This window comes from Sphingomonas sp., assembly GCF_019746665.1.
Classification (GTDB): domain Bacteria; phylum Pseudomonadota; class Alphaproteobacteria; order Sphingomonadales; family Sphingomonadaceae; genus Sphingomonas.
In genome coordinates this window covers 67,864-92,558 of sequence record NZ_JAIERS010000008.1, presented here as the reverse complement: position 1 = coordinate 92,558, position 24,695 = coordinate 67,864, and the positions used below count along the sequence as shown (strand labels likewise).

The window sequence follows — 24,695 nt, the reverse complement described above, 5'->3', positions numbered from 1 at the left end:
CTTGGCAGGCATTCGTCGTCCCTTCCTTGATCCAGACTCTCATAGTCGATGGACCACTCAGAAGGGGGCAGCTCAGCGACGCGACCAGCGCGATTAGCAGCACCCCTGCCTTGCCGGTGATCAGCCCCACCATGCCATACGCCGCCCCCAGCAGGTTGAGCCCGGTGAGGCCCGCCAGCACATATTTGGCGAGCAGATTGCCGCGCCGCGCGATCAGGTACCACAGCAGCACCTGCGTGATGAACGGCAGCGCGACCGCCGCCCCGCTCAGCCGCCCCACTATGCCGTCCGACCCGGCCATGATCCCGCTCAACGCGGCGCTGGGGAATATCCACAGCGCGATCACGCTGTTCACCAGCCCCAGCAGCATGTGCGCCCAATAAAAGCGTTCGAACCGCCGGATCGATGCCGGTCGCTGCATTACCGCCCTCCAGGCCCGTTGCCGATCGTCAGGCTAAACGAGCCCGGCGGCTTAATCGAGTGTGAAATCGAGCCCGATATCGGCCGCGGGTGCTGATTGGGTCAGGCGGCCGACGCTGATATAGGTCACCCCCGTCTCGGCGATCGCGCGGATCGTCTCGAGCCGCACCCCGCCCGAGGCTTCGGTCGGCACCCGCCCGCCGACGATCGCCACGCCCTCGCGCAGCACCGGGGGCGGCATATTATCGAGCAGCAGATGGGTGGCGCCGGCGGCGAGCGCGGGTTCGATCTGATCGAGCCGGTCGACCTCGACGATGATCCGCGCGATCCCGGCGGCCACCGCGCGCGCGACCGCTTCCTCCACCGATCCCGCGACCGCGACGTGATTATCCTTGATCATCGCCGCGTCCCACAGCCCCATGCGGTGGTTGGTCGCCCCCCCCATCCGCGTGGCGTATTTCTCCAGCAGCCGCAGACCCGGCAGCGTCTTGCGCGTATCGAGGAGCGTCGCGCCGGTGCCCGCGATGGCATCGACATAGCGTCGCGTGAGCGTGGCGATGCCCGACAGATGCTGCACCGTGTTGAGCGCCGACCGCTCGGCACTGAGCAGCGCGCGCGCCTGGCCCTTCAGCCGCATCAGCGCCGCGCCGGGGGCAACCTGCGCGCCCTCCGCCACCAGCCGCTCGACCTGGACGCCCGGATCGAGTGCCCGGAAAAACCCTTCCGCGAGCGGCAGCCCGGCGACGGTGATCGCCTCCCGGCTGTTCATCAGCGCGGAGAAGCGCGCGTCGGGCGGGATGACGGCGGCGGCGGTGACATCGCCCGCGCCGAGGTCTTCGGCGAGGGTGGCGGCGATGAAGGCGGGGAGGTCGAAGCCGGGGATCATGCGGGGGCTATTGGCATGAGGTGGGGTGTTGGGGGAAGGGTGGAGGGGATGGAAGGTTCGCGCGCCCCATGCGGTCGTTAGTCATCTAGCGCGGGCAGCGGAATCGCTGCCGTTGCCTAGAAACGCGAGAAGGCTAACACTGATCCTCGTGGAGATTGTCTGGGAGGTATCTGCCGGTGGACACGTTTCGAGAAGCTCTTGCACCACTTTCCGCCCGAACGGTGCGCGAGCATCAGGTTCTCCATATCGCCGCCGACCTGCCAAGCGAAGATGGCGCATTCGGTAGAGCGCGTACCGAAATTCTTAGGTGGGCGCAAAAGCGCAGCGGTGGCCAGCTTTCCCACGACGCCATGGCAGGACGGAGCTTTGAATTGCTTGCGGCTGGTCGCAACAGCAGTGCGGTCGAGGTTGATCTGCCCGAAATTCACGCTTGGGCTCTTCGTCAGGAAGACCCTGACAAAACGGTAGCAGGTCGCATCTGGACCTCAGAGGCAATCCTATGGCGCGCGCCAAACAAGTCGCCGCGCTTCGCTGCACGCCTGACAGTGGGTAGCGGGGAGGCTGAACTTGAAGTTTCTCCCGCCGCACCCGGATATGTCCTGCAATTGACCAATACCGTTGGTCTGACTAGCGGCGGCCGGGCCCTGTCGTCAGCTCCATGGTACATCGGGGATGAGGAGGCGCAGGACGAGCTTCTACGCCTGTTGGCCGCCCCATCACGCCGACTGCCGGTAGTTGTCTTCTCGGTAACAGACAGAGCTAATCCGGCGCTAACGATTGATCTAGACAAGCTGGCATCAGGCCTTTGCGGGCTGGCCGATATTGTCGCGATCCTGCCGGAAACATCTTGGGCGCTTACCGACCGGTTCGGCAAGCGCCTGTCGGTGTTCGATCGCGGGGTGCGCATCTACATGCCAAGATTTGATGTCGACGCAGACCCCTTTGCGCACCCGCTCTGGCTTGGCGCAAGGCTGGCGAGCATTGAAGATGCGGCCCTTGTCGATCGCCAAATCAGAGCGCGCATAGCGCAGTTCAGCACGCGTGCGGTCCGCCTCGGAGAGGATATCTTGCCATTCGCGCAACTGCGCAGCTTTGCGCGGAAGGCGGAGCAGGACCGGCTGGCGAGCAGCGGCGCCAGCGATGAGCAGCAACTGAAGGCAGCAGCCTCCCGGATTCAAGCCCTTGAGGCTGAGCGGGACGAGGCTAAACAGGAGGCTAAAGGCTGGACCGATGAAGCAGAAGCCGCCCTGTTGCGGGCCGAAGAGGCCGAGCGACGCGAACGAAATGCGATCATACGTGTTCAAAGCCTGTTAGCAAAACTCGCCGATGCGAGTCCCGCCGACGGGGAGTTGCAAGGCTTGCCACAACAATGGGCCGACTTCGAGGACTGGACTGACTCGGCACTGGTGGGACGAGTGGCGCTCACCGGAGCGGCCCGACGCACCTGCAAGAAGGCTCTATACGCGGATGTGGAACAGGCGGCACGTTGCCTGCTGTGGCTGGCCGGAAAATGTCGCCAGCGCTTTTTGGAAGGCGGCGGTTCGCTCCGTGACGAGCCTGTCGAGGATGGCATCCGCAACGCTCCTTGCGGCCACGACACATTCGCATTCGAGTGGCAAGGGCAACGACTGAACGCCGATTGGCATGTGAAGACCGGTGGGAACACTCGGGCACCGGAGCATTGCCTGAGAATTTACTATGGCTGGGATGAGCAAACGCAGCAGATTATCATCGCAGATATGCCGGCGCATCGGCGAACTGGGGCCAGCTGACAATCATGCGCTGAATGGCAGCTTTTCAAGCTTTGCCATCCGCGATCAGGCAGTCCCCTCCCGGCCCAGAATCCGTCCTCACCCCCCATATCCCGGATTAACCCGGTCCAGCTTGCGCAGCAGCGCCGGCCAGGCCAGCCCCTGGGCGAGCATCGCCATCCCCGCGCCGCTCGATTGTTCCTTCACCTTATGCTCCACCCCTTGCGGCGGGTTGTTCAGGCCGTCGCGCCCGGCGCTCAGCATGTGGACCTGTGCCTCGCAGGCGCGCTCCAGGAAGTATAACCGGATGAACGTCTGGGCGACGCTCGCCCCCACCGCGAGCGTGCCGTGGTTGCGCAGGATCATCGCGTTCTTTTCGCCCAGATCGGCGACGAGCCGCTCGCGCTCGCCCAGGTCGGTCGCGATGCCTTCATAGTCGTGATAGGCGATGTCGTGCGCGGCGATCATCGCGGTCTGGGTGTGCGGCAGCAGCCCGTCCGCCATCGCCGACACCGCCTGGCCATAGGGCGTGTGGAGGTGCATCACCGCCTGCGCATCCTCGCGCGCCATGTGGATCGCCGAGTGGATCACGAACCCCGCGCGGTTCACCGGCGCCGGCTCGCCGAACACCTGATTGCCCTCGACATCGATCTTGACGAGCGCCGAGGCGGTCATCTCCTCGAACATCAGGTTATAGGGGTTGATGAGGAAATGATGCTCCGGCCCCGGCACGCGCGCGGAAAGATGGGTGAAGATCAGATCGTCCCACCCGTAAAGCGCCACCAGCCGGTACGCGGCGGCGAGATCGATGCGCAACTGCCACTCCTCGGGGCTGACCTGGTCGCGGACGCTGGCGGGCTTGAGCAAGGTGGCCACGGGCTGTTCTCCTATCGGGCGGCGCCGGCGGGGGCGCGCCAATGGCGGCAGATTAAGCGCGCGGGCGGGTGGGGACAAGCGGGGGCGGGCGCGCCTGGGGCGGCGCTTTAGGGGTTCACGCGGAGGCGCGGAGACGCGGAGGAGAAGAATGGTTTGTGCAGAGGCGCAGAGGCGCAGAGAACGCAGAGAGGACGCGGGGGACGATGCGCGCGCGAAGCGCCTTCAATCCTCGTTCCTTGAAGCGCCTGCGGCGCGGGCCAAAGTGCCACGCCTCCCTCCGCGCCCTCCCGCTGCGTCCTTTGCGCCTCCGCGTGAACCAAAAAACCCTCCGCGCCTCCGCGCCTCCGCGTGAACCGAAAACCTAACCCAAGCCGGCCAAAGCCAGCACGCGCTCCGCGTCGGCCAGATGCAGCCGCTCGACCATCCGCCCGTCGAGCCGGATCGCGCCCTTGCCCGCATTCTCGGGCAACGCGAACGCCGCGACCACGCTCCGCGCCCGCGCGACCGCTTCGGCACTCGGGGAGAAAGCCGCGTTGCACGGGTCGATCTGCGCCGGGTGGATAAGCGTCTTGCCGTCAAAGCCCAGCGCCGCGCCCTCGCGCGCCTCGGCGGCGAAGGCTGCCAAATCGCTGAAATCATTGCGCACCCCGTCGAGCACCAACGCCCCCGCCGCGCGGCCCGCCGCGACCACCAGCGGCAGCACCGGCGCCAGTGCCGCACGCCCGGCGCAGCGCAGCTCGAGCGCGAGGTCATTGGTGCCGACCACCAGGCCCCCGCCCGCCCCCACCGCATCGGCGATCGGCTGGAGCTGGCTCAGCGCCCGCGCGGTCTCGATCATCACCCACAGCGCCGGCCCGGCGAGCGCGCCGCGATACCGCGAGGCCTCCGCCCCATCGCGCACCTTGGGCACGAGCACCGCGTCCACCGGCAGATCGAACGCCGCGGCGAGGTCGTCGGCACCCCAGGGCGTGTCGAGCGCGTTGATCCGCAGCACCGTGCGCCGCGCGCCAAACCCCGCGCGGCACGCCGCCACCGCCGCCGTCCGCGCGTCCGCCTTGGCCTCGGGGGCGACCGCGTCCTCCAGGTCGAGGATCACCGCGTCACACGCCAGCCCCCGCGCCTTCTCGATCGCGCGCGGGTTGGACGCGGGCAGGAACAGGGCCGAGCGGCAGGGACGAGTCATGCGCGAACAGTGGCGGGAAGTGCCGCGTGGATGCAACCCACCCCCTTCCCCGGCGAAGGCCGGGGCCCAGTATCAGCGCGGGCAGCCATGTTGCTTGAACCGGGCATCGGCCGCCGCGACTGGCCCCCGGCCTTCGCCGGGGAAGGCGGGAAGGAACCGCTCGCGCTCCCCATGCCCGCCGGGGCGAAGGCCGGAGCCCAGCCGCCAGCGCGCCCCTGCGCCCTCCCGGCGCTCCGTGCGCTTCTCCCCCTAGACACGCTCCGCCCCACACGGCATCGCACCCATCAAGGAGAGACGAGATGACCGCGATGAGCAGGTTCGATTGGGCCGACCCCTTCTTCCTCGACGATCAGCTGAGCGACGAGGAGCGCGCGATCCGCGACACCGCGCAGGCCTTCGCCCAGGACGCGCTCGCCCCGCGCATCATCGACGCGTTCAACCATGAGACGACCGACCCCGACATCTTCCGCGACATGGGCCGCGTCGGCCTGCTCGGCCCGACCATCCCGGCCGAATTTGGCGGCGTCGGCGCGAGCTATGTGTCCTACGGCCTGATCGCGCGCGAGATCGAGCGCATCGACTCGGGCTACCGCTCGATGATGAGCGTGCAGTCGAGCCTCGTGATGTTCCCGATCCATGAATACGGCTCGGACGAGCAGCGCCGCCGCCACCTGCCCGGCCTGGCGAGCGGCGAGAAGATCGGCGCCTTCGGCCTCACCGAGCCCGATGCCGGCTCCGACCCCGGCGGAATGCTGACCCGCGCCGAAAAGATCGACGGCGGCTATCGCCTGTCGGGCACCAAGACATGGATCTCGAACGCGCCGATCGCCGACGTGTTCGTGGTGTGGGCGAAGTCAGACGCGCATGGCGGCGGCATTCGCGGCTTCGTGCTGGAAAAGGGCATGAAGGGCCTGTCGACGCCCAAGATCGAGGGCAAGCTGAGCTTGCGCGCCTCGATCACCGGCATGATCGTGATGGAGGGCGTCGAGGTCGGCGAGGACGCGCTGCTGCCCAATGTGCAGGGGCTAAAAGGTCCGTTCGGCTGCCTCAACCGCGCGCGCTACGGGATTTCGTGGGGCGCGATGGGGGCGGCGGAGTTCTGCTACCACGCCGCGCGCCAATATGGCCTTGATCGCAAGCAGTTCGGGCGCCCGCTGGCGGCCAACCAGCTCTATCAGAAGAAGCTCGCCGACATGGCGAGCGAGATCGCCTTGGGCCTGCAGGCGAGCCTGCGGGTCGGCCGGCTGATGGACGCGCACAAATTCGCGCCCGAGATGATCTCGATCGTCAAACGCAACAATGTCGGCAAGGCGCTCGACATCGCGCGGCAAGCCCGCGACATGCACGGCGGCAACGGGATTTCGGCCGAATATCAGGTGATGCGCCACCTGATGAATCTCGAGACGGTGAATACCTATGAGGGCGCGCATGATGTTCATGCGCTGATCCTCGGGCGGGCGATTACGGGGATCGGGGCGTTTTAGAGGGAGAAGAAAGGCCCTCACCCAAACCCTCTCCCGTAAACGGGAGAGGGCTTTTGCAGCGATACCTCGCTACTTCTTAGCCCTCTCCCGCGTGCGGAAGAGGGTGGGGTGACTTGTTCAATTCCGCCAACACCACCTGCAGCACCCCTTCCCAGTTCTCCACCACGTCATTGTTCCAGAACCGCATCACGCGCCAACCCAGTCCTTCGAGATAGGCGGTTCGCGCCGCGTCCGCTTCCTGGTCATGCTGCCCGCCATCGAGTTCCACGACCAGGCGGCGCTCGATGCAGGCGAAGTCCGCGACGAACGGCCCGATCGTCACCTGCCGGCGGAACTTGAACCCACCCAGCCGCCGATCGCGCACCGCGAGCCAGAAGCGCTGCTCGACGTCCGTGGCGTCGCGCCGGAGCCGGCGTGCGTTGGGGTTGGTGCGGCCGATGGGCATGGGTGAGGAGTTAACAAGGAGAAGGCCCTCACCCAACCAGTTCCAGGTCGGATCGTCCCCCGGACGATCCTAAACCGTGCGGGGCACGGTTTACCTGGAACTCCCGCCAGCGGGAGAGGGCTTTTTAAGCGCGAGGTGTCTACCCGTTAGCCCTCTCCCGCTTGCGGGAGAGGGTTGGGTGAGGGCTCTTTCTTCTTGACCCCGCCGCCCCTCAAGACGACCAAGCCCCCATGCCCCGCCCCCTATCCGGCCTGAAAATCATCGAACTCGCGCGCATTCTCGCCGGGCCGTGGTGCGGGCAGCTGCTCGCCGATCTGGGCGCCGAGGTGATCAAGGTCGAGCGCCCCGGCGCGGGGGACGATACCCGGCATTGGGGGCCGCCTTTCCTCACCGGCCCCCAAGGCGAGAACCTCGACGCCGCCTATTACCACGCGGCCAATCGCGGCAAACGCGCGCTCGCGATCGACATCACCTCGCCCGAGGGGCAGCAACAGATCCGCGACCTGGTCAAAGACGCCGATGTCGTGATCGAGAATTACAAGGTCGGCGGGCTCGCCAAATATGGGCTCGATCATGCGAGCCTCAGCGCGATCAACCCGCGCCTCATCACCTGTTCGATCACCGGCTTCGGGCAGAGCGGCCCTTATGCCCACCGCGCGGGCTATGACTTCATCATCCAGGGCATGGGCGGCATCATGTCGCTGACCGGCGAGCCCGATGGCGCGCCGCAAAAGTCGGGCATCGCCTATGCCGACATCTTCACCGGCGTTTACTCGGCCGTCGCGATCCTCGCCGCGTTGCGCCAGCGCGATGCGACCGGCCAGGGCGCGCATATCGACATGGCGCTGCTCGACACGCAGGTGGCGGTGCTCGCCAACCAGGCGCTCAACTGGATGGCGAGCGGCCAGGTGCCGCACCGGATGGGCAATGGCCACGCGAACCTCGTCCCCTATCAGGCCTTTGCCTGCGCGGATGGCGAGCTGATCGTGGCGGTGGGGAATGACGGGCAGTTCGCCAAGCTGTGCGGCGTGCTCGGCCTGCCGCTCGCCGCCGATCCGCGCTTCGCGACCAACCCCGCGCGCGTCGAAAACCGCGCCGCGCTGATCGCCGCGCTCACCGCCGTGATCGTCACCTGGCGCAAGGCCGATCTTTATGAGGCGCTGGAGCAAGTCGGCGTTCCCGCCGGGCCGATCAACAATGTCGCCGAAGTCTTCGCCGACCCGCAAGTTCGCGCGCGCGGCCTCGCCATCACCCGCGACGGCCTGCCCGGCGTCGCCAGCCCGATCGTGATCGACGGCGCGCGGATGGTGAGCGACCTCCCCAGCCCGAGGCGGCCATGACCAAGTTCACCGTCAACAATCAGCCGGTCGAATATAAGCTCGATCCGCGCACGCCGCTCCTCTGGGCGCTGCGCGACGCCTCCAACCTCACCGGCACCAAATATGGCTGCGGCACCGGCGATTGCGGCGCCTGCACGGTCGAGCTCGATGGCGAAGCGGTGCGTGCCTGCGTCACCCCGATCGGCGCGATCGAAGGCAGCTTCGTCACCACGATCGAGGCGCTGTCGCGCGAGCGCGATCATCCGGTGCAGCAGGCGTGGATCGAGAAGAACGCGGTGCAATGCGGCTTCTGCACGCCCGGCATGATCATGGCGGCGGCGGTGCTGCTCAAGAAGAACCGCGACCCGAGCGAGGAGGAGATCGAAGCCGCGATCACCAATATCTGCCGCTGCGGCGTCTATCCCCGTGTGATCGAGGCGGTGCAGCTCGCCGCGCGCATCCAGCGGGGGGACGAAACCGTGCAGGGGCCGCCCCGCCCCAATATCTCGCCCGAGGATGCGGCGAAGCTGGTGCCCGCGCTCACCCCGCCCAAAAAGTGATTCTGTCGCAAAGCTGACACCGCAATTCAGCCACGGCTCATCGCGGCGGGCGCATTGCCGTGGTCATGGCCCGAGCCTGGGCCTTGGAGAAAGACGATGCGTAAGCGGATCGTGGCGTTGATGTTGGGCCTGGCGCTTCCCAGCGCCGCGCTCGCGCAAGGGATCGAGGACATTCAGATGTCGGACAGCGACGGCGCCCGGCGCGGGCTGCCGCGCACCGAGGTGCCGCGCGGCACTTTCGAGGGCGGTGGCCGGCCGAGCTTCCAGCCGCGCTTCGATGCGCCGCGCCCGCAGCCGGTCGCGCCGCAGCCGCCAGTTGCCTTCCAGCAAGCCCCGCGCGCGCCCGAGCCAGCCGAGCGCGGCCCCGCTTTCCGCCCCAATCCGGGCGAGGGCGGTGGCTTCAATGGCGGTGGCTTCAACCGGGGCGGCGGCTGGCGGGATCGCGGCGCGGGCGGCGGCGGTTTCGCCGGCGCGACCCCACCCACGCCGCCGGCGGGGGGTGGCGGCTTTGCCCCCTCCACCCCGCCCAGCCTCGGGCAACGCGATTTCGGCCAACGCTGGCGCGACCGGGGCGGTTTCACCCCGCCAGTGACCCGGCCAGGGGCCGGCCAATCGACGCCGCCCGCCAATTTCGGCCAGCGCGACGGCTGGCGCGGGGATCGCGGCCCCGATGGCAATGCCGGCCGGCCACAGTGGAACGGCAACCGCCCCGACTGGAACCGCCCGGATTGGAACCGCAACCCGCGCCCCGACTGGAACGGCAATAACGGCCGGCCCGACTGGAACCGGGATCGCGGCGACTGGAACCGCAATCGTGATTGGAACAATCGCGACTTCAACAATCGCGACTGGAACAACCGCGATTTCAACAATCGTGGGCGCGGCCAGGGCTTTGGCCAGTTCGACAACAACCGCCGCTTCTACGATCGCGGCTTCGGCAATGGTTATGATCGCGGCTTCAACAACGGCTATCGCGACTGGAACCGCGATTGGCGGCGCGACAACCGCTATGACTGGCGCGGGTGGCGGAGCGACAACCGCTTCATCTTCCGCCAGCCGCCCTATCGCGCGCCCTATGGCTGGGGCTATGGCTATCGCCGGTTCAGCGTCGGCATCACGCTGCAACCCTTCTTCTTCGATCAGCAATACTGGATCGGCGACCCCTATTACTACCACCTCCCGCCGGCTTATTACCCCTATCAATGGGTGCGCTATTATAACGACGCACTGCTGGTGGACGTGGATACGGGCGAAGTGATCGACGTGATCTACGATATCTTCTGGTGAGCGCTGGGCGGGAATGCGCCGCTGGCACATTCTCGGCCCCGGCCCGCTCCCCCGCCCGGCCACCCAACGGCAGTATTATATAGGTGGCCGGGTGAGGGAGCGGGCCGGTACCGCCAACCAAAGACGCCCCCCGGCCAAGCTTGCATTTTGGCCGGGCGTGGCGAAAATCGGGGGCGATGCTCAACCCGTTCAAACCACGCGCCAAAGCCGCCCCCCAAACCTCCCCCTTGCGCGCGCATATCGGCGCGCAGGTCGGCGCCCGGCTCGACGCCGATCCCCGCGTCACCCGGATCGAGGTGCCGGGGGTGCAGGCCTATTATGCCGAGAACTGGCTCGATCCGGTCGGCTGCGCGCAGCTGATCGCGCTGATCGACGCCGGCCGCCGCCCCTCGACCGTGCTCAGCGACAATCCGCAATATGGCTTCCGCACCTCCGAAAGCTGCGACCTCGATCGCTATTCGCCGCTCGTCCAGCCGATCGACGAGGCAATCTCGCACCTGCTCGGCATCGATCTGGCGAGCGGGGAGACGATCCAGGGCCAGCGCTATGCGCCGGGCCAGCAATTCCGCGCGCACCATGATTATTTCTTCGAAAGCGAAGGCTATTGGGAGCGGGTGAAGCAGGATGGCGGCCAGCGCACCTGGACCGCGATGATCTATCTCAACGATGTCGAGGAAGGCGGCGCCACCTGGTTCCCCCAGGCCGGCATCCGCGTCGCGCCCAAGGCGGGCCTGCTGCTGATTTGGAACAACATGGCCGCCGATGGCAGCCCCAACGGCCTGACGCTGCATGAAGGGATGCCGGTCGTCGCGGGGGTGAAATATGTCGTGACCAAATGGTTCCGCGAGGGGCGGTGGCTACCTTATTGAACCAAGCATGAAGGGGGGACGAAATGCGCCAATATCGGATCGCGTTGATCGCGCTGGGAATCGCCGTACCAGCCGCCGCCGAGACGATTTCGATCACCGGCCGCTTTCCCGCGCCTAATCGCGAGGCGGGCTATATCCGGCGCATCTCGGTCGATCGGGTGACGGGTACCGACGGCCGCGCGCTCGCCTTCGCGCTCGAACGCGCGCTGGGGAGCGCGGGGCGCGAGGTGGTGCTGGGCGGCGCGCCCGCCGATGCCGGCATCAGCGGCGATGTCGCGACCGAGATCAACGAGGGCCGGGTCGAACAGCAGCGCGAGCAATGCACTCAGAAGAACGGTGACCAATGCACCAAGCGCGAGCAGGTGAAGCTGATCTGCAACCGCCGCGCGGTCGATCTGATCGCCGATCTGCGCATCGCCGACACGCGCCGCGGCGACGTGCTCTATTCGGCGCGCAAGACCCGGCATGACGAGGTGATCTATTGCCCGGGCGACAGCCGCCCCGGCCCGATCGAGGGCGTGGTGCGCGGCATGGTGGACGATATCGCCGGCGAGGTCGCGCACGACATCACCCCCTATACCCAAACGTACAGCCTGCGCTTCTACGAAAGCCGCGACGGGCTGGCGAAGGAGGTGGGGCAGCGCTTCAAGGAGGCGATTTCCCAAACCAAGCGCGACATGCCCGGCGCCTGCGCCGCGCTCGCCGCGCTGGACCGCGAGGTGCCGCACTTCGCGGTGGCTTACGACACCGGGCTCTGCGCCGAGGCGGCGGGCGATTATCGCGGGGCGCTGGCCGCCTATCAACGCGCCCGCGATCTGCGCCCGCGCGACGCGGTGGACTTCAACACCGGCATCGACCGCGCCCAGCGCCTGATCGCCCGCGCGGAAGACGACAAGGCCGGGCGAACGGCGGTGCGGTAGGGCGTTGGACCATAGGAAAACCCCCTCCCTGAAAGGGAGGGGTTGGGGTGGGTCAAAGCAACCAGGGCACCGCGCTGATCGCCCTCACCCCAACCCCTCCCCCAAGGGGGAGGGGCTTGACGGCGCCTTGATGCTTGCCCGTCAAGCCCGATTCCTGGGGATAACCCCCGCCCCGCCCCTCGCTCATCCGCCGCGCCCGCGCTAAGCTCGGACGACGATGCACGTCCTCAACATCACCCAATCGCTGCTCGGCCAGGCATGGCGCTGGCGCGCGCTGGAGGTGGACGCGCGCGCGGGGGTAAGCGGCGACGATCTCGTCACCCAGCTCCTGCTCGCGCGCGGCGCCCCGCGCGACGCGCTCGCCGACCACCGCGCGCCGAGCATCCGCGCGTTCATGCCCGATCCGTCGATCTTTCGCGACATGGACCGCGCCGCCGAGCGCCTTGCCGCCGCGGTGATCGCGGGCGAGCAGGTCGCGGTGTTCGGCGATTATGATGTCGATGGCGCCACCTCGGCCGCGCTGATGATCCGGCTGCTCCGCGCGCTCGGGTTGCGGCCGGTCGCCTATATCCCCGATCGGCTGATGGAGGGCTATGGCCCCTCGGGCGCGGCGCTGGTTCGGCTCGCGCGCGAGGGGGCGAGCCTGATCGTCACCGTCGATTGCGGCGCGCAGGCGTTCGATGCGTTGGAGATGGCGCGCGGCGAAGGCGTGGACGTGGTGGTGGTCGATCACCATCAATGCGCCCCGGCGCTGCCGGCGGCCTATGCGCTGGTAAACCCCAACCGGCTCGACGAGGCCGAAGGCGCGGCGCATGGGCATCTGGCGGCGGTGGGCGTCGCGTTCCTGCTGGGCGCGGCGCTGCTGCGGACGCTGCGCGCGCGCGGCTTTTTCGTGGACCGCGCCGAACCCCGGCTGATCGAGCTGCTCGATATCGTCGCGCTCGGCACCGTCGCCGATGTGGCGGCCTTGCGCGGGCTCAACCGCGCGTTCGTGGCGCAGGGGCTGAAGGTGATGGCGGCGCGGCGCAATATCGGGCTCGCCGCGCTGATCGAGGCGGCGCGGCTGACGCGCGACCCGAGCTGCACCGATCTCGGCTTCGCGCTCGGTCCCCGGATCAACGCCGGCGGGCGGGTTGGCCAAGCCGATCTCGGGGTGCGGCTGCTCACCACCGATGATCCCGCCGAAGCGCGCGCGATCGCGGCCGAGCTCGACCGGCTGAACGAGGAACGCCGGGCGATCGAGGCGGCGGTCCAGGCCGAGGCCGAGGCGCGGCTGACGAGCGGCGCGGTGGCGCTGGTCGCGGGCGAAGGCTGGCACCCCGGCGTGATCGGCATCGTCGCCGGGCGGCTGAAGGAAAAACTTGGGCGGCCCGCAATCGTCATCGCGGTCGATGAGGCGGGCATCGGCAAGGGATCGGGGCGATCGGTGCCGGGGGTCGATCTCGGCGCGGCGGTGCTCGCGGCGAAGCAGGCGGGGCTGCTGGTGGCGGGGGGCGGCCATGCGATGGCGGCGGGGCTCACCGTCGCCGCCGACCAGATCGCGGCGCTGTCAGCCTTTCTCGAGGAACGCCTCGCCGAGGGCGTCGCCCGCGCCACCGCCGAGCGCGCGCTGCTGGTCGATACGCTCGTCGCGCCGCGCGGGGTGACGCCGGCGCTGGTCGAGGCACTGGAGGCCGGCGGTCCCTATGGCATGGGCTGGCCCGCGCCGCGCGTCGCCGCCGGGCCGGTGCGGGTGGTGAAGGCCGACGTGGTGGGCCAGGGCCATGTCCGCGCGATATTGGCGGGCGATGACGGCGCGAGCGTGAAGGGCGTCGCCTTCCGCCAGGCCGATAGCGCGCTCGGCCAGGCGCTGCTCGGCGCGCCGCGCGACCGGCGGCTGTGGGTCGCGGGCCGCGCCCGGATCGACGACTGGTCGGGCCGCGCCAGCGCCGAGCTTCACGTCGAGGACGCGGCCTGGGCGGGATGAGGCAGCAGGGTGCTTGACGGCGCCGTCGCTTTTCCCTAACCGCCCGCCCACGCCATTCGCATGGCCCCTTCGTCTAGCGGTCTAGGACGCGGCCCTTTCACGGCTGAAACACGGGTTCGAGTCCCGTAGGGGTCACCATCGGCGTTCATCAGACAAGCACCGATGCCTCGCCCGGTCATACCGCCCAGGGCTGGCTTTGGCCGATCGTCTCCACCAGATAATCGACATAGGCCCGGACCCGCGTCTGCGGGGCGATGTCGGCGCGGTAGAGCAGGTTGATCGGGCTCGGCGCGGGCGCCCAGTCGGGCAGCAACCGCACCAGCCGCCCGGCGGCCGCCGCGGGCGCCGCGATGAAGCTGGGGATCACCGCCACCCCCACCCCCGCTTCGGCGGCGAGCGCCACCGCGTCGGGATCGTCGATCTGAACGATGGGCCGATAGCGGACCGGCACCGTCTCCTTGCCCCGGCGCAGCTCGACCTGATGCGCCTTGCTGGGCGGCCCCAGTTCGATCATCGCATGGTCGCCAAGCGCATCGGGCGTGGAGGGCGTGCCATGCTCGGCGACATAGCCAGGGGACGCGACCACCCAGAAGCCGACCTCGCCAAGCTTGCGGGTGACCAGATCGGGGCCGCCCGAGGCCCGCAGCCGAACGGCGACATCGACCTGCCCTTCCCCCGATCCCACCTCGATCCGCGCCGGGGTGAGCCATATCGCGAGCTGGACATTAGGATGACGCGCCCGGAAGGCGGGCAGATGCGGCACCAGGAAGCGCCGACCGATGGTCGCGGTTGCCGATACCGTCAGCAGCCCGCTGGCGCCCATCGTCTTCGCGCGCAGCAGGTTCTGCGCTTCGATACCATCGTCGACCAGACGTCGCGCATGGGGCAGGAACTCATGGCCTGCCGGGGTGAGCGCGACCGTTCGTGTCGTGCGGCGGAGCAACTGGCCGCCAATCGTGGTTTCGAGCCGCTCGATCTGGCGCGTGACCGAGGATTTGGGCATTTTCAGCCGCCGCGCGGCTTCGCTGAAGCTGCCGCTGCTCGCGACTTCCAAAAACACCCGCGCGTCGCCCAATTGGATCATCGTTCGCGATTCCGGCACAATCCAGGGCGGTTTTGCGGCGTTGAACCGGTTCGCACAATCCCCCTATCGTCGCCGCGACGCAACCGCAGGGGATCACCATGGCGCCGTCGTCCTATTTCCACCTCGTCGGCTATGGGTTTGGCTTCGCCGCCTTCGCGATGCTCTATTGGGGCGTGCGCGCGTCGCTCGTCGCGCGGGGCCGCGACGCGCATCTGAAGGCGCTGCTGCCGATCCATTTCTTCCGCTTCTTCGGCCTCACCGCGATGCTGCCGGGGGTGTTCAATCTGGCGCCGGCGGGATTTTCGGAAGGCTATCTGTTCCAGATCATGGCGGGCGACGTGCTGGTCGCCGCGCTCGCGCTGGTAAGCTTCGCGCTGTTCCAGCTGGGCTCGCCGCTCAGGATCGGCTTCGCGTGGCTGTTCAACCTGGTCGGCACGCTCGATTATCTGAACGCCGCCGCGCGAGTGACGCCGAGCATCCATGACGCCAATATCCTGGGGCCGTTCGGCTGGATCATCCTGACGGTGATGCTGCCCGCCTGGCTCGTCAGCCACGCGGCGATCTTCGCCGTGCTCCTCTCCAAACCGGCAAGGACCACCGCATGAGCATCACCAAAGGCTGGGGCGTACAGGATTATGGCGCGGTCGAGGATCTCGCGCTGATCGATTATCCCGTCGCCGATCCGGGGCCGGGCGAAATCGTGATCGATGTCGAGGCGATGGCGCTCAACCCGCTCGACCTGAAGATCATCAGCGGCGCGATGCGCGAGATGATGCCCGCGCCGATGCCGTTCGTGCCCGGCAGCGATGTCGTCGGCACCGTGGTGGCGGTGGGCGATGGCGTGGGCGATCTGGCGCCCGGCCAGCGGATCATCGCGAGCACCTGGAATGGCGCGCTCGCCAAGCGCGCGCTGCTCCCGGCGAGCGCCCATGTCGTCGCAGCGCCGAGCTGGGCGGACGCGACCGAATTGGCGGCGCTGCCGATGGCGGGCCTCACCGCGCTCCACATCCTGCGGCAACTGGGCGATGTTTCGGGCAAGCGGCTCGCGATCCTGGGCGCGACCGGCGGGGTTGGGCTGGCGCTGATCCAGCTCGCCTCGGTCGCGGGCGCCCGGGTGATCGCCTCGGCGCGGGGGAGCGACGCGGCGGTGGTGACGCTGAACGGCGCCGCCGAGGCGATCGACTATAGCAGCGAACCGTTCGCGGCGACGGTCGCGCGGCTCCATCCGGACGGCGTGGACATATTGGTCGATCTGGTCTCGATGTTCGACGCGCTGCTCGCGAGCGCCGCGATCGTCGCCGAGGGCGGCGTGCTGCTCTCCACCCTGTTCGGCCCGGACCCCTCGCGGTTCGGCGACCGAATCAAGGTGATCTTCAGCCGGATGAAGGCCGAGCCCGGCGATCTGCAGCGGGTGGTGGAAGCGTACCTTGCGGGCACGCTCCGCGCCAATGTCGGCGCGCGCTTTGGCTTCGATCAGGGCCGCGACGCCTGCCTCGCGCTGCGCGACGGGCATGTGGTGGGCAAGATCGTCGTCACCGCTGGCGATTGATCGGCGCGGACGGGCGCTGGCGCTTGGTGATCGATATGGCGTCGCTCCCGGTGGCGGCCTGAACTTCCGCCACGCGCAGCGCGCGCAGGCGGCGGAGCAGGTTGGCGATGATCAGACCATGCGCGGCGACCGCGACCGCCAGGCCGAGCGCGTGCTGCGCGGGGGTTGCGGGGATCAGCATGAGACTCGCCAGCGCGAGCGGCAGGAAAAGGGCCGCGCTGGTGCCAACCCCGGGATTATAGGCGCGGTGTCGCGCCGCCGCCCCAAGATGGCTGAGCGCGTTCACCAGCATCAGATAAGGGGCGATCAATCCCCAGCCCGGGCCGACCCACGCGGCGACATATAGCGCGAGCAGATTCACGCCCCAAACGCCCGCGAGATTGATCCACAGCACGTCGAGCGTCGTCAGCCCCTCGCGCCCGCCCAGCACCACCTGGTTGATGTATCGCCGGAATCGGTCGCCGGCATGTTCCTCCACCTGATGGAGCATATAGCCCGGCCCATGGAGGAAAATCAGGAGCAGCGGCAGCGGCCAGCCGGGGATGAGCAGCGGGAGCAGCAGCAACAACGCAGTCGCCATCATCGCCGCGCCCGACACCCAGTGGCTTGCCAGCCAACGGTAGAGCGATCGCCCCATCGGCCCCGACATCACCGTCAGCCGGCATCGCGCGCAAGGGCGAAATGACGGGGTGAAATGGCGGAGAGGGTGGGATTCGAACCCACGGTACCCGTGAAGGCACAACGGTTTTCGAGACCGTCCCAATCGACCACTCTGGCACCTCTCCGCTGGTGCCCCGATCACTTCGGGGCCGAGGTTGGGCGCGCCGATCAGCGCCGCCTGTGTCGATCAGAGCGCGCGCCGATAGCGCTTTCGCATCGCGGGCGCAAGCGGGCGCTTGTGCCGCGCGCAAAGCGCACTAGATTGCTCGCCATGGCGCTCCCTTCAAATCAGGCTTCTCCCAAATCCGGCGTGCCGATGCCGCCCGTTTCCCACGCCAGCTTTTCGATCGGGGATGTCGTGCGCCACCGCGTGTTCGACTTTCGCGGCGTGATCTTCGACGTCGATCCGGTGTTCGACAATAGCGAGGAATGGTACACCGCCATTCCCGCCGATATCCGCCCGCGCAAGGACCAGCCCTTCTACCATCTGCTCGTCGAAAATGGCGAAAGCAGCTATGTCGCTTATGTCAGCCAGCAGAATCTGGTGCTCGACGATAGCGAGGAGCCGATCCACCATCCGGCGATCGCGGGGCTGTTCACCGGCTATGAGTCGGGCCGCTATCGGCTGCGGCGCGAGCACCGCCACTAATCAAGCGCGTTTCCGGCGCGGAACCGATTGACGCGCCCCCGCTCCCACGCTATGCGCGCAGCCTTTCCGCGACGGGTTCGCCCGGCGCCAACCGATTTTTTGGGAAGAGACTAAAGGCCATGTTCGCAGTCGTGCGCACGGGCGGCAAGCAATATCGCGTCGCCGCCGGAGACAAGATCGTCGTCGAAAAGCTCGCCGGTGAAGCCGGTGAGACGATCGCGCTCACCGATGTGCTGCTCGCGGGCGAAGGCGCCGAGCTGAAGCCGGTCGACGGCCTCACCGTCTCGGCCGAAATCATCGCCCAGGCCAAGGGCGAGAAGGTTATCGTGTTCAAGAAGCGCCGGCGCCACAACTATCGCCGCCGCAACGGCCACCGCCAGCAGCACACCATCCTGCGCATCACCGGCATCGGTGAGAGCGGCGCGGCGGCCTGAGGGAGTTTAGACAATGGCACATAAGAAGGCTGGTGGTTCGTCGCGCAACGGTCGTGATTCGGCCGGTCGTCGCCTGGGCGTGAAGCGCTTTGGCGGGCAGGAAGTGCTCGCGGGCAACATCCTCGTGCGTCAGCGCGGCACCAAATTCTATCCCGGCCGCAATGTCGGCATCGGCAAGGATCATACCCTGTTCGCGCTGGTCGACGGCCGCGTGACCTTCCATGCCGGTAAACTTGGCCGAACCTTCTGTTCGGTAGACGCGATTATGCCGCTCGCGGCCGAATAACACGGGCAACCGGCCGGGTTGCCCACCAGGGCGATCCGGGGTTTTCCAGCAGGAAACTCGAACCAAAGGGAGCCGGATCGCCCCGGCTCCCTTTTTTCATGCTCCCTCGACCCGAAACTGTCTCCGCGCCGTCATTTCACCGTGCCACGGCGCCGCGACCGAGAGAGGAGAGTAGCCATGTTCGCTCGGACACCCCGGTTGACGTTACGGCCCGGCTGGGCGGAAGACGCCCCCGCGCTCGCCAAGGCGATCGCCTTTCCCGAGGTCGCGTTCTGCCTGGCGCGCCTGCCCTGGCCCTATGGCGAGGCCGAGGCGGCGGCGTTCCTCGCCATGCCGACGCCCCCGCGCGAGTTGCGCCTGCTAATCCTGGCGCATGAGGGCGGCGCGCGGCCGCGTCTGGTCGGCGGGATCGGCATCCATGCCGGCGAGAGCGCGCCCGAGCTCGGCTATTGGCTCACGCCCGACGCCTGGGGGCGCGGCTATGCGACCGAGGCGGGACGCGCGGTGATCGGCATGGCGCGCCACGCGCTGGGGCTGCGGCGGCTCGAATCGGGGCATTTCATCGACAACCCCGCCTCGGGCCGAGTGCAGGCGAAGCTCGGCTTCCGCCCGCTCGGCCGCGTGGTGTCGCGCCACTGCCTCGCGCTGGGGCAGGACAAGCCGTGCGCGCTCTCCGCGCTCGATCTCGCGGAGAGCGATCCAGCCCCGATGCTGATCGCGGCCTGAACCCAGCCCTTAACCGCCCGGTGTACCATTGCACCCGGGCGGTTTTGCGTGGAAAGATCGCGACTTTAATCCCAGGAACCAACTTCAGCATGTCGCTCGCCCGCCGCCGCCTTTCCCCCGAAGCCTCGCGCGATATGGCGATCGAGGCGGCGCGCGCGCTGTTGCTGGAGCATGGCCCGCAGGCGGTGACGCTGAAGGCCGTCGCCACCCAGATCGGGCGGACGCACGCCAATCTGCTCCACCATTTCGGCTCGGCCGAGGGGCTGCAACGCGCGCTGATGGCGCATCTGGCGGACGACATCGTCGGCACGATCGGCGCCGCCGTCGCGCGCGCCCATGCGAGCGACCATGATCCGCGCGAAGTGGTGGAGCTGACCTTCGACGCGTTCGATCGCGGCGGTGCTGGAGCGCTCGCGAGCTGGATGATCCTCTCCGGCAATCGCGATGCGCTCGACCCGATCCTGGAGGCGATCCAGCGGCTGGTCGATCAACTGATCGCCGCGCATCAGTTCGATTCGGCCAAGCTGCATGAGGAAACGCTGATGCTGGTGCTGATGGCGCTGGGTGATTCGCTGCTCGGCGCGCCGATGGCGAACGCGCTGGGGCTGGAGCGCGGCATGGCCCGCGCGATCGCCACCCGCCTGCTCGCCGCCGCGCGCGACGAGCTGGAAAAGGCCGGCGCCTAGCCGCCCCTCGCCTTCCGCCGCCCTTCGTTCTAGAGACCCCCATGCATTTCCTCGACCAAGCCAAGATCTTCCTGCGTTCGGGCCATGGTGGCCCCGGCGCGGTGAGCTTTCGGCGCGAAAAATTCCTCGAATATGGTGGCCCCGATGGCGGCGATGGCGGCAAGGGCGGCGACATCGTGTTCGAGGCGGTGCCCGGGCTGAACACGCTGATCGACTTTCGCTACACCCAGCATTTCCGCGCCCCGCGCGGCAAGGGCGGGGCCGGATCCAATCGCACGGGCGCGGGTGGCGACGATCTGATCATCAAGGTGCCGGTCGGCACGCAAATCCTGTCCGAAGACAAGGAGGAAGTGCTCGCCGATTTCACCGAGCCGGGCGTGCGCACCGTGTTCCTGCGCGGCGGCGATGGCGGGCGCGGCAATGCGAGCTACAAAAGCTCCACCAACCGCGCCCCGCGTCAGCACGGCACCGGCTGGCCGGGTCAGGAAATGTGGGTGTGGCTGCGGCTGAAGCTGCTCGCGGACGCGGGGCTGGTCGGGCTGCCCAATGCCGGCAAATCGACGTTCATCAACGCGGTGACCAACGCCAAGGCGAAGGTCGGCGATTATCCCTTCACCACCGTGCGCCCGCAACTGGGCGTGGTGCGCCACCAGGGCCGCGAGTTCGTGCTGGCGGACATCCCCGGCCTGATCGAGGGCGCGGCCGATGGCGCCGGCATTGGCGACCGCTTCCTGGGGCATATCGAGCGGTGCAAGGTGTTGCTCCATCTTGTGGACGCGACCGCGGACAAGCCTGTGGATAACTACCGGATCGTCCGTGGAGAACTTGAAGCCTATGGCGCGGGGCTGGAGGACAAGCCCGAGGTGATCGCGCTCAACAAGGTCGACGCGGTCGAGCCCGCCGAGGCGAAGAAGCTCGCGACCAAGCTCAAGCGCGCGTCGAAGGCGGAAGTGCTGCTGCTCTCGGGCGCGGGCGGCGACGGGATCGAGACGGTGCTCGACCGGCTGACGGCGCTGATCGCCCCGCCCGAACCAGCAGGGACGCCTGACATGGCGGAGGATGCGCCCTGGTCGCCGGTGTGAACCGCACGCCATGCTCCTGAATGCCCCGCGCCTGGTCGTGAAGATCGGCTCGTCGCTGCTGATCGGCGAGCGTGGCGGGGTGCGGCGCGATTGGCTCGCGACCGTCGCCGCCGATGTCGCGGCGCTCGCGGGCCAGGGGCAACAGGTGGTCATCGTTTCCTCGGGCGCGATCGCGCTCGGCGCGCGGCGGCTGAAGCTCGCCAAGGGCGGGCGGGCGACGCTGGAGGATGCGCAGGCCGCTGCCGCGACCGGGCAGATCGCGCTCGCCCGCGCCTGGGCGGAGGCGCTGGGCGCGGAAGGCCTCACCGCCGCGCAGTTGCTGCTCACGCTCGACGATCTCGAGGATCGGCGGCGCTATCTGAACGCCGCGACCACGCTCGCGCGGCTGCTGTCGCTCGGCGTGGTGCCGGTGATCAACGAGAATGATTCGGTCGCGACCGAGGAAATTCGCTTCGGCGACAATGATCGCCTCGCCGCGCGCGTCGCGCTTGCCGGCGGCGCGCAGGCGGTGCTGCTGCTCTCCGACGTGGATGGCCTCTATGACCGCCCGCCAGAGGAGGCCGGTGCCGTGCTGATCCCCGAAGTCACGGCGCTCGACACGCTCGCGGCGCGGATCGGCGCAGTGGGCGCGATGGGCACGGGCGGGATGGCGGCCAAGCTCGCCGCCGCCCGGCTCGCAACCGGGGCCGGGGTGGCGCTCGCCATCGCCTCGGGGCGGGAGGAACACCCCCTCGCCCGCTTCACCGAGACCCGGCGCGGTACGCTGTTCACGCCCGCCGCCGACGCCGCACCGGCGCGCAAGGCCTGGCTCGCCGCCGGGCTCACCGCCAAGGGCCAGCTGGTTGCCGACGCGGGCGCGGTCGTGGCGCTGCGCCAGGGCAAGAGCCTGCTCCCCGCCGGCGTCATCGGCGTGCGCGGCAAGTTCCTGCGGGGTGATCTGGTCGTGATCCTCGATGATCGCGGCACGCCGATCGCGCGGGGGCTGAGCGAATATGACGCCGAGGAAGCGGCGCGCATCGCCGGCGAGCGCAGCGAAAGCGTGGCGGCGATCCTTGGCCACGCCCCGCGCGCGGCGCTCGTCCACCGCAACCATATGGCGCTGCTATGAGGCTCGCGATCACCGGCGGCACCGGCTTTGTCGGCGCGCGGCTGATCGCGGCGGCGCTCGTCGCCGGCCACCAGGTGCAGGCGCTCGCCCGCCGGTCGCAGCCGCCGCAGCCGGGGCTCGATTGGGTGGCTGGCGCGCTCGATACGCCCGACGCGCTCGCCCGGCTCTGCGCCGCCGCAGATGCGGTGATCCACGTCGCCGGGGTGGTGAACGCCCCCGATCGCGCGGGGTTCGCGGCAGGCAACATCGCGGGCACCGAGGCGATGCTCGCGGCGGCGCAGGCTGCTGGGGTCAGCCGCTTCGTTCATGTCTCCTCGCTCGCCGCGCGCGCGCCCGAGCTGTCGCTTTACGGCTGGTCGAAGGCCGAGGCCGAGGCGCGGGTGATGGCGAGCGCGCTCGACTGGCGGATCGTCCGCCCGCCGGCGATCTATGGCCCGGGCGATCTGGAGATGATCGACGTCTATCGGCTGGCGAAACGCGGCTGGGCGCTGCTGCCCCCGCCCGGGCGGCTCTCGCTGATCGCCGCCGACGATCTGACGCAATTGCTGCTCGCGCTCGCCGCCGCCCCTGGCGCGCCCGCGCTCTACGAAGCCGATGACGGCACGCCCGGCGGCTGGAGCCATGCCGACTATGCCCGCGCGATCGGCACCGCGCTCGGCCGGCGGGTACACCCGGTCTCGCTCCCCGCCCCGGCGCTGCTCCTCGCCGCCCGGCTCGATCGCCTCACGCGCGGCGGCAAGGCCAAGCTCACCCCCGATCGCGCGCGCTACATGGCGCATCCGGATTGGACGATCGACCCGGCCAAACGCCCGCCGCCCGCGCTGTGGCGCCCGGCGATCGCGACGCCCGACGGTCTCGCCGCGACCGCCGCATGGTATCGCGCCCAAGGCCTGCTATAGCCACGCCCGAAAGCCGCCTCATTTGCTTGGCAGGGCTGGCTTCACAACAAAGGACCAATTCGTGACCGATCGCGCGCAGACCTTCGAGACCGTCGCCCGGCTGATCGCCCCCTTCAACAAGAAGGGCGTGGCGCTCACCGAGGCGACCAGCTTCCAGTCCGACCTGGAGTGGGACAGCCTGACGGTGCTCGATTTCGTCGCGAATATCGAGGACGAGTTCGACATCATCATCACCATGAACATGCAGGCCGAGATCGAAACGGTCGGCCAGCTGGTCGATGCGGTGATGAAGCTGACCGCAAAGGCATGATGATGACCCAGACCGCGCTTGCCGAACCCCAAACCGCCGATCTGATGGCGAAGTTCGACGGCCTGATCGCCGAACGCGCCGCGCTGCTCGCCGCCGGCGTCACCGATCCGTTCGCGATCGTGATGGACGAGGTGCGCTCGCCCACCGAAGCGGTGATCAAGGGGCGCGAGACGATTCTGCTCGGCACCTATAATTACATGGGGATGACGTTCGATCCCGACGTGCTCGCCGCCGGCCATGCCGCGCTCGACGCGTTCGGCTCGGGCACCAACGGCAGCCGGATGCTCAACGGCACCTTCCGCGATCACATGGAGGCCGAGGCCGCTTTGCGCGACTTCTACGGCACCAGCGGCGCGATCGTCTTCTCCACCGGCTATCAGGCCAATCTCGGCATGATCGCGACGCTCGCCGGGCGCGGCGATTATGTGATCCTCGACGCCGACAGCCATGCCTCGATCTACGATGGCTGCTCGATGGGCACCGCCGAGATCGTGCGCTTCCGCCACAATTCGGTCGAGGATCTCGCCAAGCGCCTCGCGCGCCTGCCCGCCGAACCCGCCAAGCTGGTGGTGCTGGAGGGCGTCTATTCGATGCTCGGCGATGTCGCGCCGCTGAAGGAGATGGTCGCGGTCGCCAAGCGGCATGGCGCGATGGTGCTGGTCGACGAAGCCCATTCGATGGGCTTTTTCGGCGAGCATGGCCGCGGTGTTTACGAAGCGCAGGGGCTGGAGGGCGAGGTCGATTTCGTCGTCGGCACCTTCAGCAAGTCGGTCGGCACGGTCGGCGGCTTCTGCGTGTCGAACCATCCCAAGTTCGAGGCGATCCGCCTTGCTTGCCGGCCCTATATCTTCACCGCCAGCCTGCCGCCATCGGTGGTGGCGACCGCCGCCGCCTCGATCCGCAAGCTGATGCACGCACACAATAAGCGCCAGCATCTTTGGGAGAATGCCCGCGCGCTGCATGGCGGGTTGACCGCCTTGGGCTTCAAGCTCGGCACCGAAACGCCCGAATCGGCGATCGTCGCCGTCATTCTGGGCGATCAGAACCAGGCGGTGGCGATGTGGCAGGCGCTGCTGGAAAGCGGCGTCTATGTGAACATGGCGCGCCCGCCGGCGACGCCCGCCGGCACCTATTTGCTGCGCTGCTCGCTCTGCGCCGAGCATACGCCCGAGCAGATCAAGGCGGTGCTCGCCCGGTTCGAGGCGGCGGGCAAGGCCGTGGGCGCCATCTAAAATCTTCCCCGAAGCTGCGCTTCA

General features: G+C 68.4%; 27 protein-coding genes and 2 tRNA genes. 21 read left to right on the top strand and 8 right to left on the bottom strand.

Translation table 11 applies throughout. The annotated features are described in order from the left end of the window. Positions 1-421, bottom strand: a 421-nt coding sequence (locus tag K2X73_RS07625) for a hypothetical protein (protein ID WP_294109623.1), incomplete at its 3' end; no start/stop codon positions are given. Positions 422-472: 51 nt separating this feature from the next. Continuing rightward, entirely contained in the window at positions 473-1,306 is an 834-nt protein-coding gene (gene nadC, locus K2X73_RS07620) for a carboxylating nicotinate-nucleotide diphosphorylase (protein WP_294109622.1), read from the bottom strand. A gap of 221 nt (positions 1,307-1,527) precedes the next feature. Here nadC and K2X73_RS07615 point away from each other — a divergent pair, with 221 nt between their 5' ends. Further along, positions 1,528-3,078, top strand: a complete 1,551-nt coding sequence (locus tag K2X73_RS07615; RefSeq protein WP_294109621.1) for a hypothetical protein — start codon at positions 1,528-1,530, stop codon at positions 3,076-3,078. 78 nt (positions 3,079-3,156) lie between these two features. Here K2X73_RS07615 and K2X73_RS07610 read toward each other — a convergent pair whose 3' ends face one another. Both K2X73_RS07610 and K2X73_RS07605 read right to left on the bottom strand, forming a co-directional pair. After that, positions 3,157-3,933, bottom strand: a complete 777-nt coding sequence (locus tag K2X73_RS07610; RefSeq protein ID WP_294109620.1) for a class II aldolase/adducin family protein — start codon at positions 3,931-3,933, stop codon at positions 3,157-3,159. Between the two features lie 361 nt (positions 3,934-4,294). Then, the gene (locus K2X73_RS07605) at positions 4,295-5,116 is read right to left on the bottom strand and encodes a CoA ester lyase (protein WP_294109618.1); all 822 of its coding nucleotides are present in this window, start codon (positions 5,114-5,116) and stop codon (positions 4,295-4,297) included. A gap of 299 nt (positions 5,117-5,415) precedes the next feature. On the opposite strand from K2X73_RS07605, the gene K2X73_RS07600 reads away from it, so the two are divergent. Further along, positions 5,416-6,600, top strand: a complete 1,185-nt coding sequence (locus K2X73_RS07600) for an acyl-CoA dehydrogenase (RefSeq protein WP_294109616.1) — start codon at positions 5,416-5,418, stop codon at positions 6,598-6,600. A gap of 76 nt (positions 6,601-6,676) precedes the next feature. On the opposite strand, the gene K2X73_RS07595 is transcribed toward K2X73_RS07600, so the two are convergent. Further along, complete coding sequence (locus tag K2X73_RS07595) at positions 6,677-7,045, bottom strand: DUF559 domain-containing protein (protein ID WP_294109614.1); 369 nt, start codon at positions 7,043-7,045, stop codon at positions 6,677-6,679. A gap of 230 nt (positions 7,046-7,275) precedes the next feature. On the opposite strand from K2X73_RS07595, the gene K2X73_RS07590 reads away from it, so the two are divergent. From K2X73_RS07590 to K2X73_RS07560, 7 genes are all read left to right on the top strand, one after another. Beyond that, positions 7,276-8,385 (top strand): CaiB/BaiF CoA-transferase family protein, encoded by a 1,110-nt coding sequence (locus tag K2X73_RS07590; protein ID WP_294109612.1) that lies wholly within the window; start codon positions 7,276-7,278, stop codon positions 8,383-8,385. Beyond that, positions 8,382-8,924 (top strand): (2Fe-2S)-binding protein, encoded by a 543-nt coding sequence (locus K2X73_RS07585; RefSeq protein WP_294109609.1) that lies wholly within the window; start codon positions 8,382-8,384, stop codon positions 8,922-8,924. The genes K2X73_RS07590 and K2X73_RS07585 overlap by 4 nt, the downstream gene beginning before the upstream one ends. A 96-nt stretch (positions 8,925-9,020) precedes the next feature. After that, complete coding sequence (locus K2X73_RS07580) at positions 9,021-10,211, top strand: RcnB family protein (protein WP_294109607.1); 1,191 nt, start codon at positions 9,021-9,023, stop codon at positions 10,209-10,211. Positions 10,212-10,387: 176 nt separating this feature from the next. Continuing rightward, positions 10,388-11,080 (top strand): 2OG-Fe(II) oxygenase, encoded by a 693-nt coding sequence (locus tag K2X73_RS07575; protein ID WP_294109605.1) that lies wholly within the window; start codon positions 10,388-10,390, stop codon positions 11,078-11,080. Between the two features lie 23 nt (positions 11,081-11,103). Further along, on the top strand, positions 11,104-12,000 hold the full coding sequence (locus K2X73_RS07570) for a hypothetical protein (RefSeq protein WP_294109603.1): 897 nt from the start codon (positions 11,104-11,106) through the stop codon (positions 11,998-12,000). A 217-nt stretch (positions 12,001-12,217) separates the two neighbouring features. After that, positions 12,218-13,966 (top strand): single-stranded-DNA-specific exonuclease RecJ, encoded by a 1,749-nt coding sequence (gene recJ / locus K2X73_RS07565; protein WP_294109601.1) that lies wholly within the window; start codon positions 12,218-12,220, stop codon positions 13,964-13,966. A 62-nt stretch (positions 13,967-14,028) separates the two neighbouring features. Beyond that, a tRNA-Glu gene (locus K2X73_RS07560) sits at positions 14,029-14,104 on the top strand. Between the two features lie 37 nt (positions 14,105-14,141). Here the strand turns inward: K2X73_RS07560 and K2X73_RS07555 are convergent. Further along, entirely contained in the window at positions 14,142-15,050 is a 909-nt protein-coding gene (locus K2X73_RS07555; RefSeq protein ID WP_294109600.1) for a LysR family transcriptional regulator, read from the bottom strand. Between the two features lie 98 nt (positions 15,051-15,148). Between K2X73_RS07555 and K2X73_RS07550 the strand changes: the two genes are divergently transcribed. Continuing rightward, a complete protein-coding gene (locus K2X73_RS07550; protein ID WP_294109598.1) occupies positions 15,149-15,655 on the top strand; it encodes a hypothetical protein in 507 nt (168 codons plus the stop codon). After that, positions 15,652-16,599, top strand: coding sequence for an NADP-dependent oxidoreductase (locus K2X73_RS07545; RefSeq protein WP_294109596.1), 948 nt, complete (start codon positions 15,652-15,654; stop codon positions 16,597-16,599). The genes K2X73_RS07550 and K2X73_RS07545 overlap by 4 nt, the downstream gene beginning before the upstream one ends. On the opposite strand, the gene K2X73_RS07540 is transcribed toward K2X73_RS07545, so the two are convergent. Both K2X73_RS07540 and K2X73_RS07535 read right to left on the bottom strand, forming a co-directional pair. Then, entirely contained in the window at positions 16,583-17,236 is a 654-nt protein-coding gene (locus K2X73_RS07540) for an HXXEE domain-containing protein (RefSeq protein ID WP_294109594.1), read from the bottom strand. The genes K2X73_RS07545 and K2X73_RS07540 overlap by 17 nt on opposite strands. 58 nt (positions 17,237-17,294) lie before the next feature. Further along, a tRNA-Ser gene (locus tag K2X73_RS07535) sits at positions 17,295-17,384 on the bottom strand. A 146-nt stretch (positions 17,385-17,530) separates the two neighbouring features. Here K2X73_RS07535 and hspQ point away from each other — a divergent pair. The 10 genes from hspQ to K2X73_RS07485 all read left to right on the top strand — a co-directional run bounded on the left by hspQ (position 17,531) and on the right by K2X73_RS07485 (position 24,671). After that, a complete protein-coding gene (hspQ, locus tag K2X73_RS07530; protein WP_294109593.1) occupies positions 17,531-17,908 on the top strand; it encodes a heat shock protein HspQ in 378 nt (125 codons plus the stop codon). 119 nt (positions 17,909-18,027) lie between these two features. Then, a complete protein-coding gene (gene rplU, locus K2X73_RS07525; protein WP_294109591.1) occupies positions 18,028-18,342 on the top strand; it encodes a 50S ribosomal protein L21 in 315 nt (104 codons plus the stop codon). A 13-nt stretch (positions 18,343-18,355) separates the two neighbouring features. Next, on the top strand, positions 18,356-18,628 hold the full coding sequence (rpmA, locus tag K2X73_RS07520; RefSeq protein WP_294109589.1) for a 50S ribosomal protein L27: 273 nt from the start codon (positions 18,356-18,358) through the stop codon (positions 18,626-18,628). A gap of 177 nt (positions 18,629-18,805) precedes the next feature. Further along, positions 18,806-19,354 carry a GNAT family N-acetyltransferase gene (locus tag K2X73_RS07515; RefSeq protein ID WP_294109587.1) on the top strand — a complete coding sequence of 183 codons (549 nt, stop codon included), beginning with the start codon at positions 18,806-18,808 and terminating at the stop codon, positions 19,352-19,354. A gap of 89 nt (positions 19,355-19,443) precedes the next feature. Further along, on the top strand, positions 19,444-20,040 hold the full coding sequence (locus tag K2X73_RS07510) for a TetR/AcrR family transcriptional regulator (protein WP_294109585.1): 597 nt from the start codon (positions 19,444-19,446) through the stop codon (positions 20,038-20,040). 41 nt (positions 20,041-20,081) lie between these two features. Further along, positions 20,082-21,122 (top strand): GTPase ObgE, encoded by a 1,041-nt coding sequence (gene obgE / locus K2X73_RS07505; RefSeq protein ID WP_294109583.1) that lies wholly within the window; start codon positions 20,082-20,084, stop codon positions 21,120-21,122. 10 nt (positions 21,123-21,132) lie between these two features. Then, entirely contained in the window at positions 21,133-22,230 is a 1,098-nt protein-coding gene (gene proB, locus K2X73_RS07500) for a glutamate 5-kinase (RefSeq protein WP_294109581.1), read from the top strand. Further along, positions 22,227-23,129, top strand: coding sequence for an NAD(P)H-binding protein (locus K2X73_RS07495; RefSeq protein ID WP_294109579.1), 903 nt, complete (start codon positions 22,227-22,229; stop codon positions 23,127-23,129). Before proB ends, K2X73_RS07495 begins: the two co-directional genes overlap by 4 nt. 61 nt (positions 23,130-23,190) lie before the next feature. Next, positions 23,191-23,439, top strand: a complete 249-nt coding sequence (locus tag K2X73_RS07490) for an acyl carrier protein (protein WP_294109577.1) — start codon at positions 23,191-23,193, stop codon at positions 23,437-23,439. A gap of 2 nt (positions 23,440-23,441) precedes the next feature. Further along, positions 23,442-24,671, top strand: a complete 1,230-nt coding sequence (locus tag K2X73_RS07485) for an aminotransferase class I/II-fold pyridoxal phosphate-dependent enzyme (protein ID WP_294109576.1) — start codon at positions 23,442-23,444, stop codon at positions 24,669-24,671. The last annotated feature ends 24 nt before the right edge of the window (positions 24,672-24,695 follow it).

Coding starts and splice junctions, on each gene's coding strand:
- nadC (WP_294109622.1), bottom strand. CDS start 1,306: ATGATCCCCGGCTTCGACCTCCCCGCCTTCATCGCCGCCACCCTCGCC.
- K2X73_RS07605 (WP_294109618.1), bottom strand. CDS start 5,116: ATGACTCGTCCCTGCCGCTCGGCCCTGTTCCTGCCCGCGTCCAACCCG.
- K2X73_RS07600 (WP_294109616.1), top strand. CDS start 5,416: ATGACCGCGATGAGCAGGTTCGATTGGGCCGACCCCTTCTTCCTCGAC.
- K2X73_RS07595 (WP_294109614.1), bottom strand. CDS start 7,045: ATGCCCATCGGCCGCACCAACCCCAACGCACGCCGGCTCCGGCGCGAC.
- K2X73_RS07590 (WP_294109612.1), top strand. CDS start 7,276: ATGCCCCGCCCCCTATCCGGCCTGAAAATCATCGAACTCGCGCGCATT.
- K2X73_RS07585 (WP_294109609.1), top strand. CDS start 8,382: ATGACCAAGTTCACCGTCAACAATCAGCCGGTCGAATATAAGCTCGAT.
- K2X73_RS07580 (WP_294109607.1), top strand. CDS start 9,021: ATGCGTAAGCGGATCGTGGCGTTGATGTTGGGCCTGGCGCTTCCCAGC.
- K2X73_RS07575 (WP_294109605.1), top strand. CDS start 10,388: ATGCTCAACCCGTTCAAACCACGCGCCAAAGCCGCCCCCCAAACCTCC.
- K2X73_RS07570 (WP_294109603.1), top strand. CDS start 11,104: ATGCGCCAATATCGGATCGCGTTGATCGCGCTGGGAATCGCCGTACCA.
- recJ (WP_294109601.1), top strand. CDS start 12,218: ATGCACGTCCTCAACATCACCCAATCGCTGCTCGGCCAGGCATGGCGC.
- K2X73_RS07555 (WP_294109600.1), bottom strand. CDS start 15,050: ATGATCCAATTGGGCGACGCGCGGGTGTTTTTGGAAGTCGCGAGCAGC.
- K2X73_RS07550 (WP_294109598.1), top strand. CDS start 15,149: ATGGCGCCGTCGTCCTATTTCCACCTCGTCGGCTATGGGTTTGGCTTC.
- K2X73_RS07545 (WP_294109596.1), top strand. CDS start 15,652: ATGAGCATCACCAAAGGCTGGGGCGTACAGGATTATGGCGCGGTCGAG.
- K2X73_RS07540 (WP_294109594.1), bottom strand. CDS start 17,236: ATGGGGCGATCGCTCTACCGTTGGCTGGCAAGCCACTGGGTGTCGGGC.
- hspQ (WP_294109593.1), top strand. CDS start 17,531: ATGGCGCTCCCTTCAAATCAGGCTTCTCCCAAATCCGGCGTGCCGATG.
- rplU (WP_294109591.1), top strand. CDS start 18,028: ATGTTCGCAGTCGTGCGCACGGGCGGCAAGCAATATCGCGTCGCCGCC.
- rpmA (WP_294109589.1), top strand. CDS start 18,356: ATGGCACATAAGAAGGCTGGTGGTTCGTCGCGCAACGGTCGTGATTCG.
- K2X73_RS07515 (WP_294109587.1), top strand. CDS start 18,806: ATGTTCGCTCGGACACCCCGGTTGACGTTACGGCCCGGCTGGGCGGAA.
- K2X73_RS07510 (WP_294109585.1), top strand. CDS start 19,444: ATGTCGCTCGCCCGCCGCCGCCTTTCCCCCGAAGCCTCGCGCGATATG.
- obgE (WP_294109583.1), top strand. CDS start 20,082: ATGCATTTCCTCGACCAAGCCAAGATCTTCCTGCGTTCGGGCCATGGT.
- proB (WP_294109581.1), top strand. CDS start 21,133: ATGCTCCTGAATGCCCCGCGCCTGGTCGTGAAGATCGGCTCGTCGCTG.
- K2X73_RS07495 (WP_294109579.1), top strand. CDS start 22,227: ATGAGGCTCGCGATCACCGGCGGCACCGGCTTTGTCGGCGCGCGGCTG.
- K2X73_RS07485 (WP_294109576.1), top strand. CDS start 23,442: ATGACCCAGACCGCGCTTGCCGAACCCCAAACCGCCGATCTGATGGCG.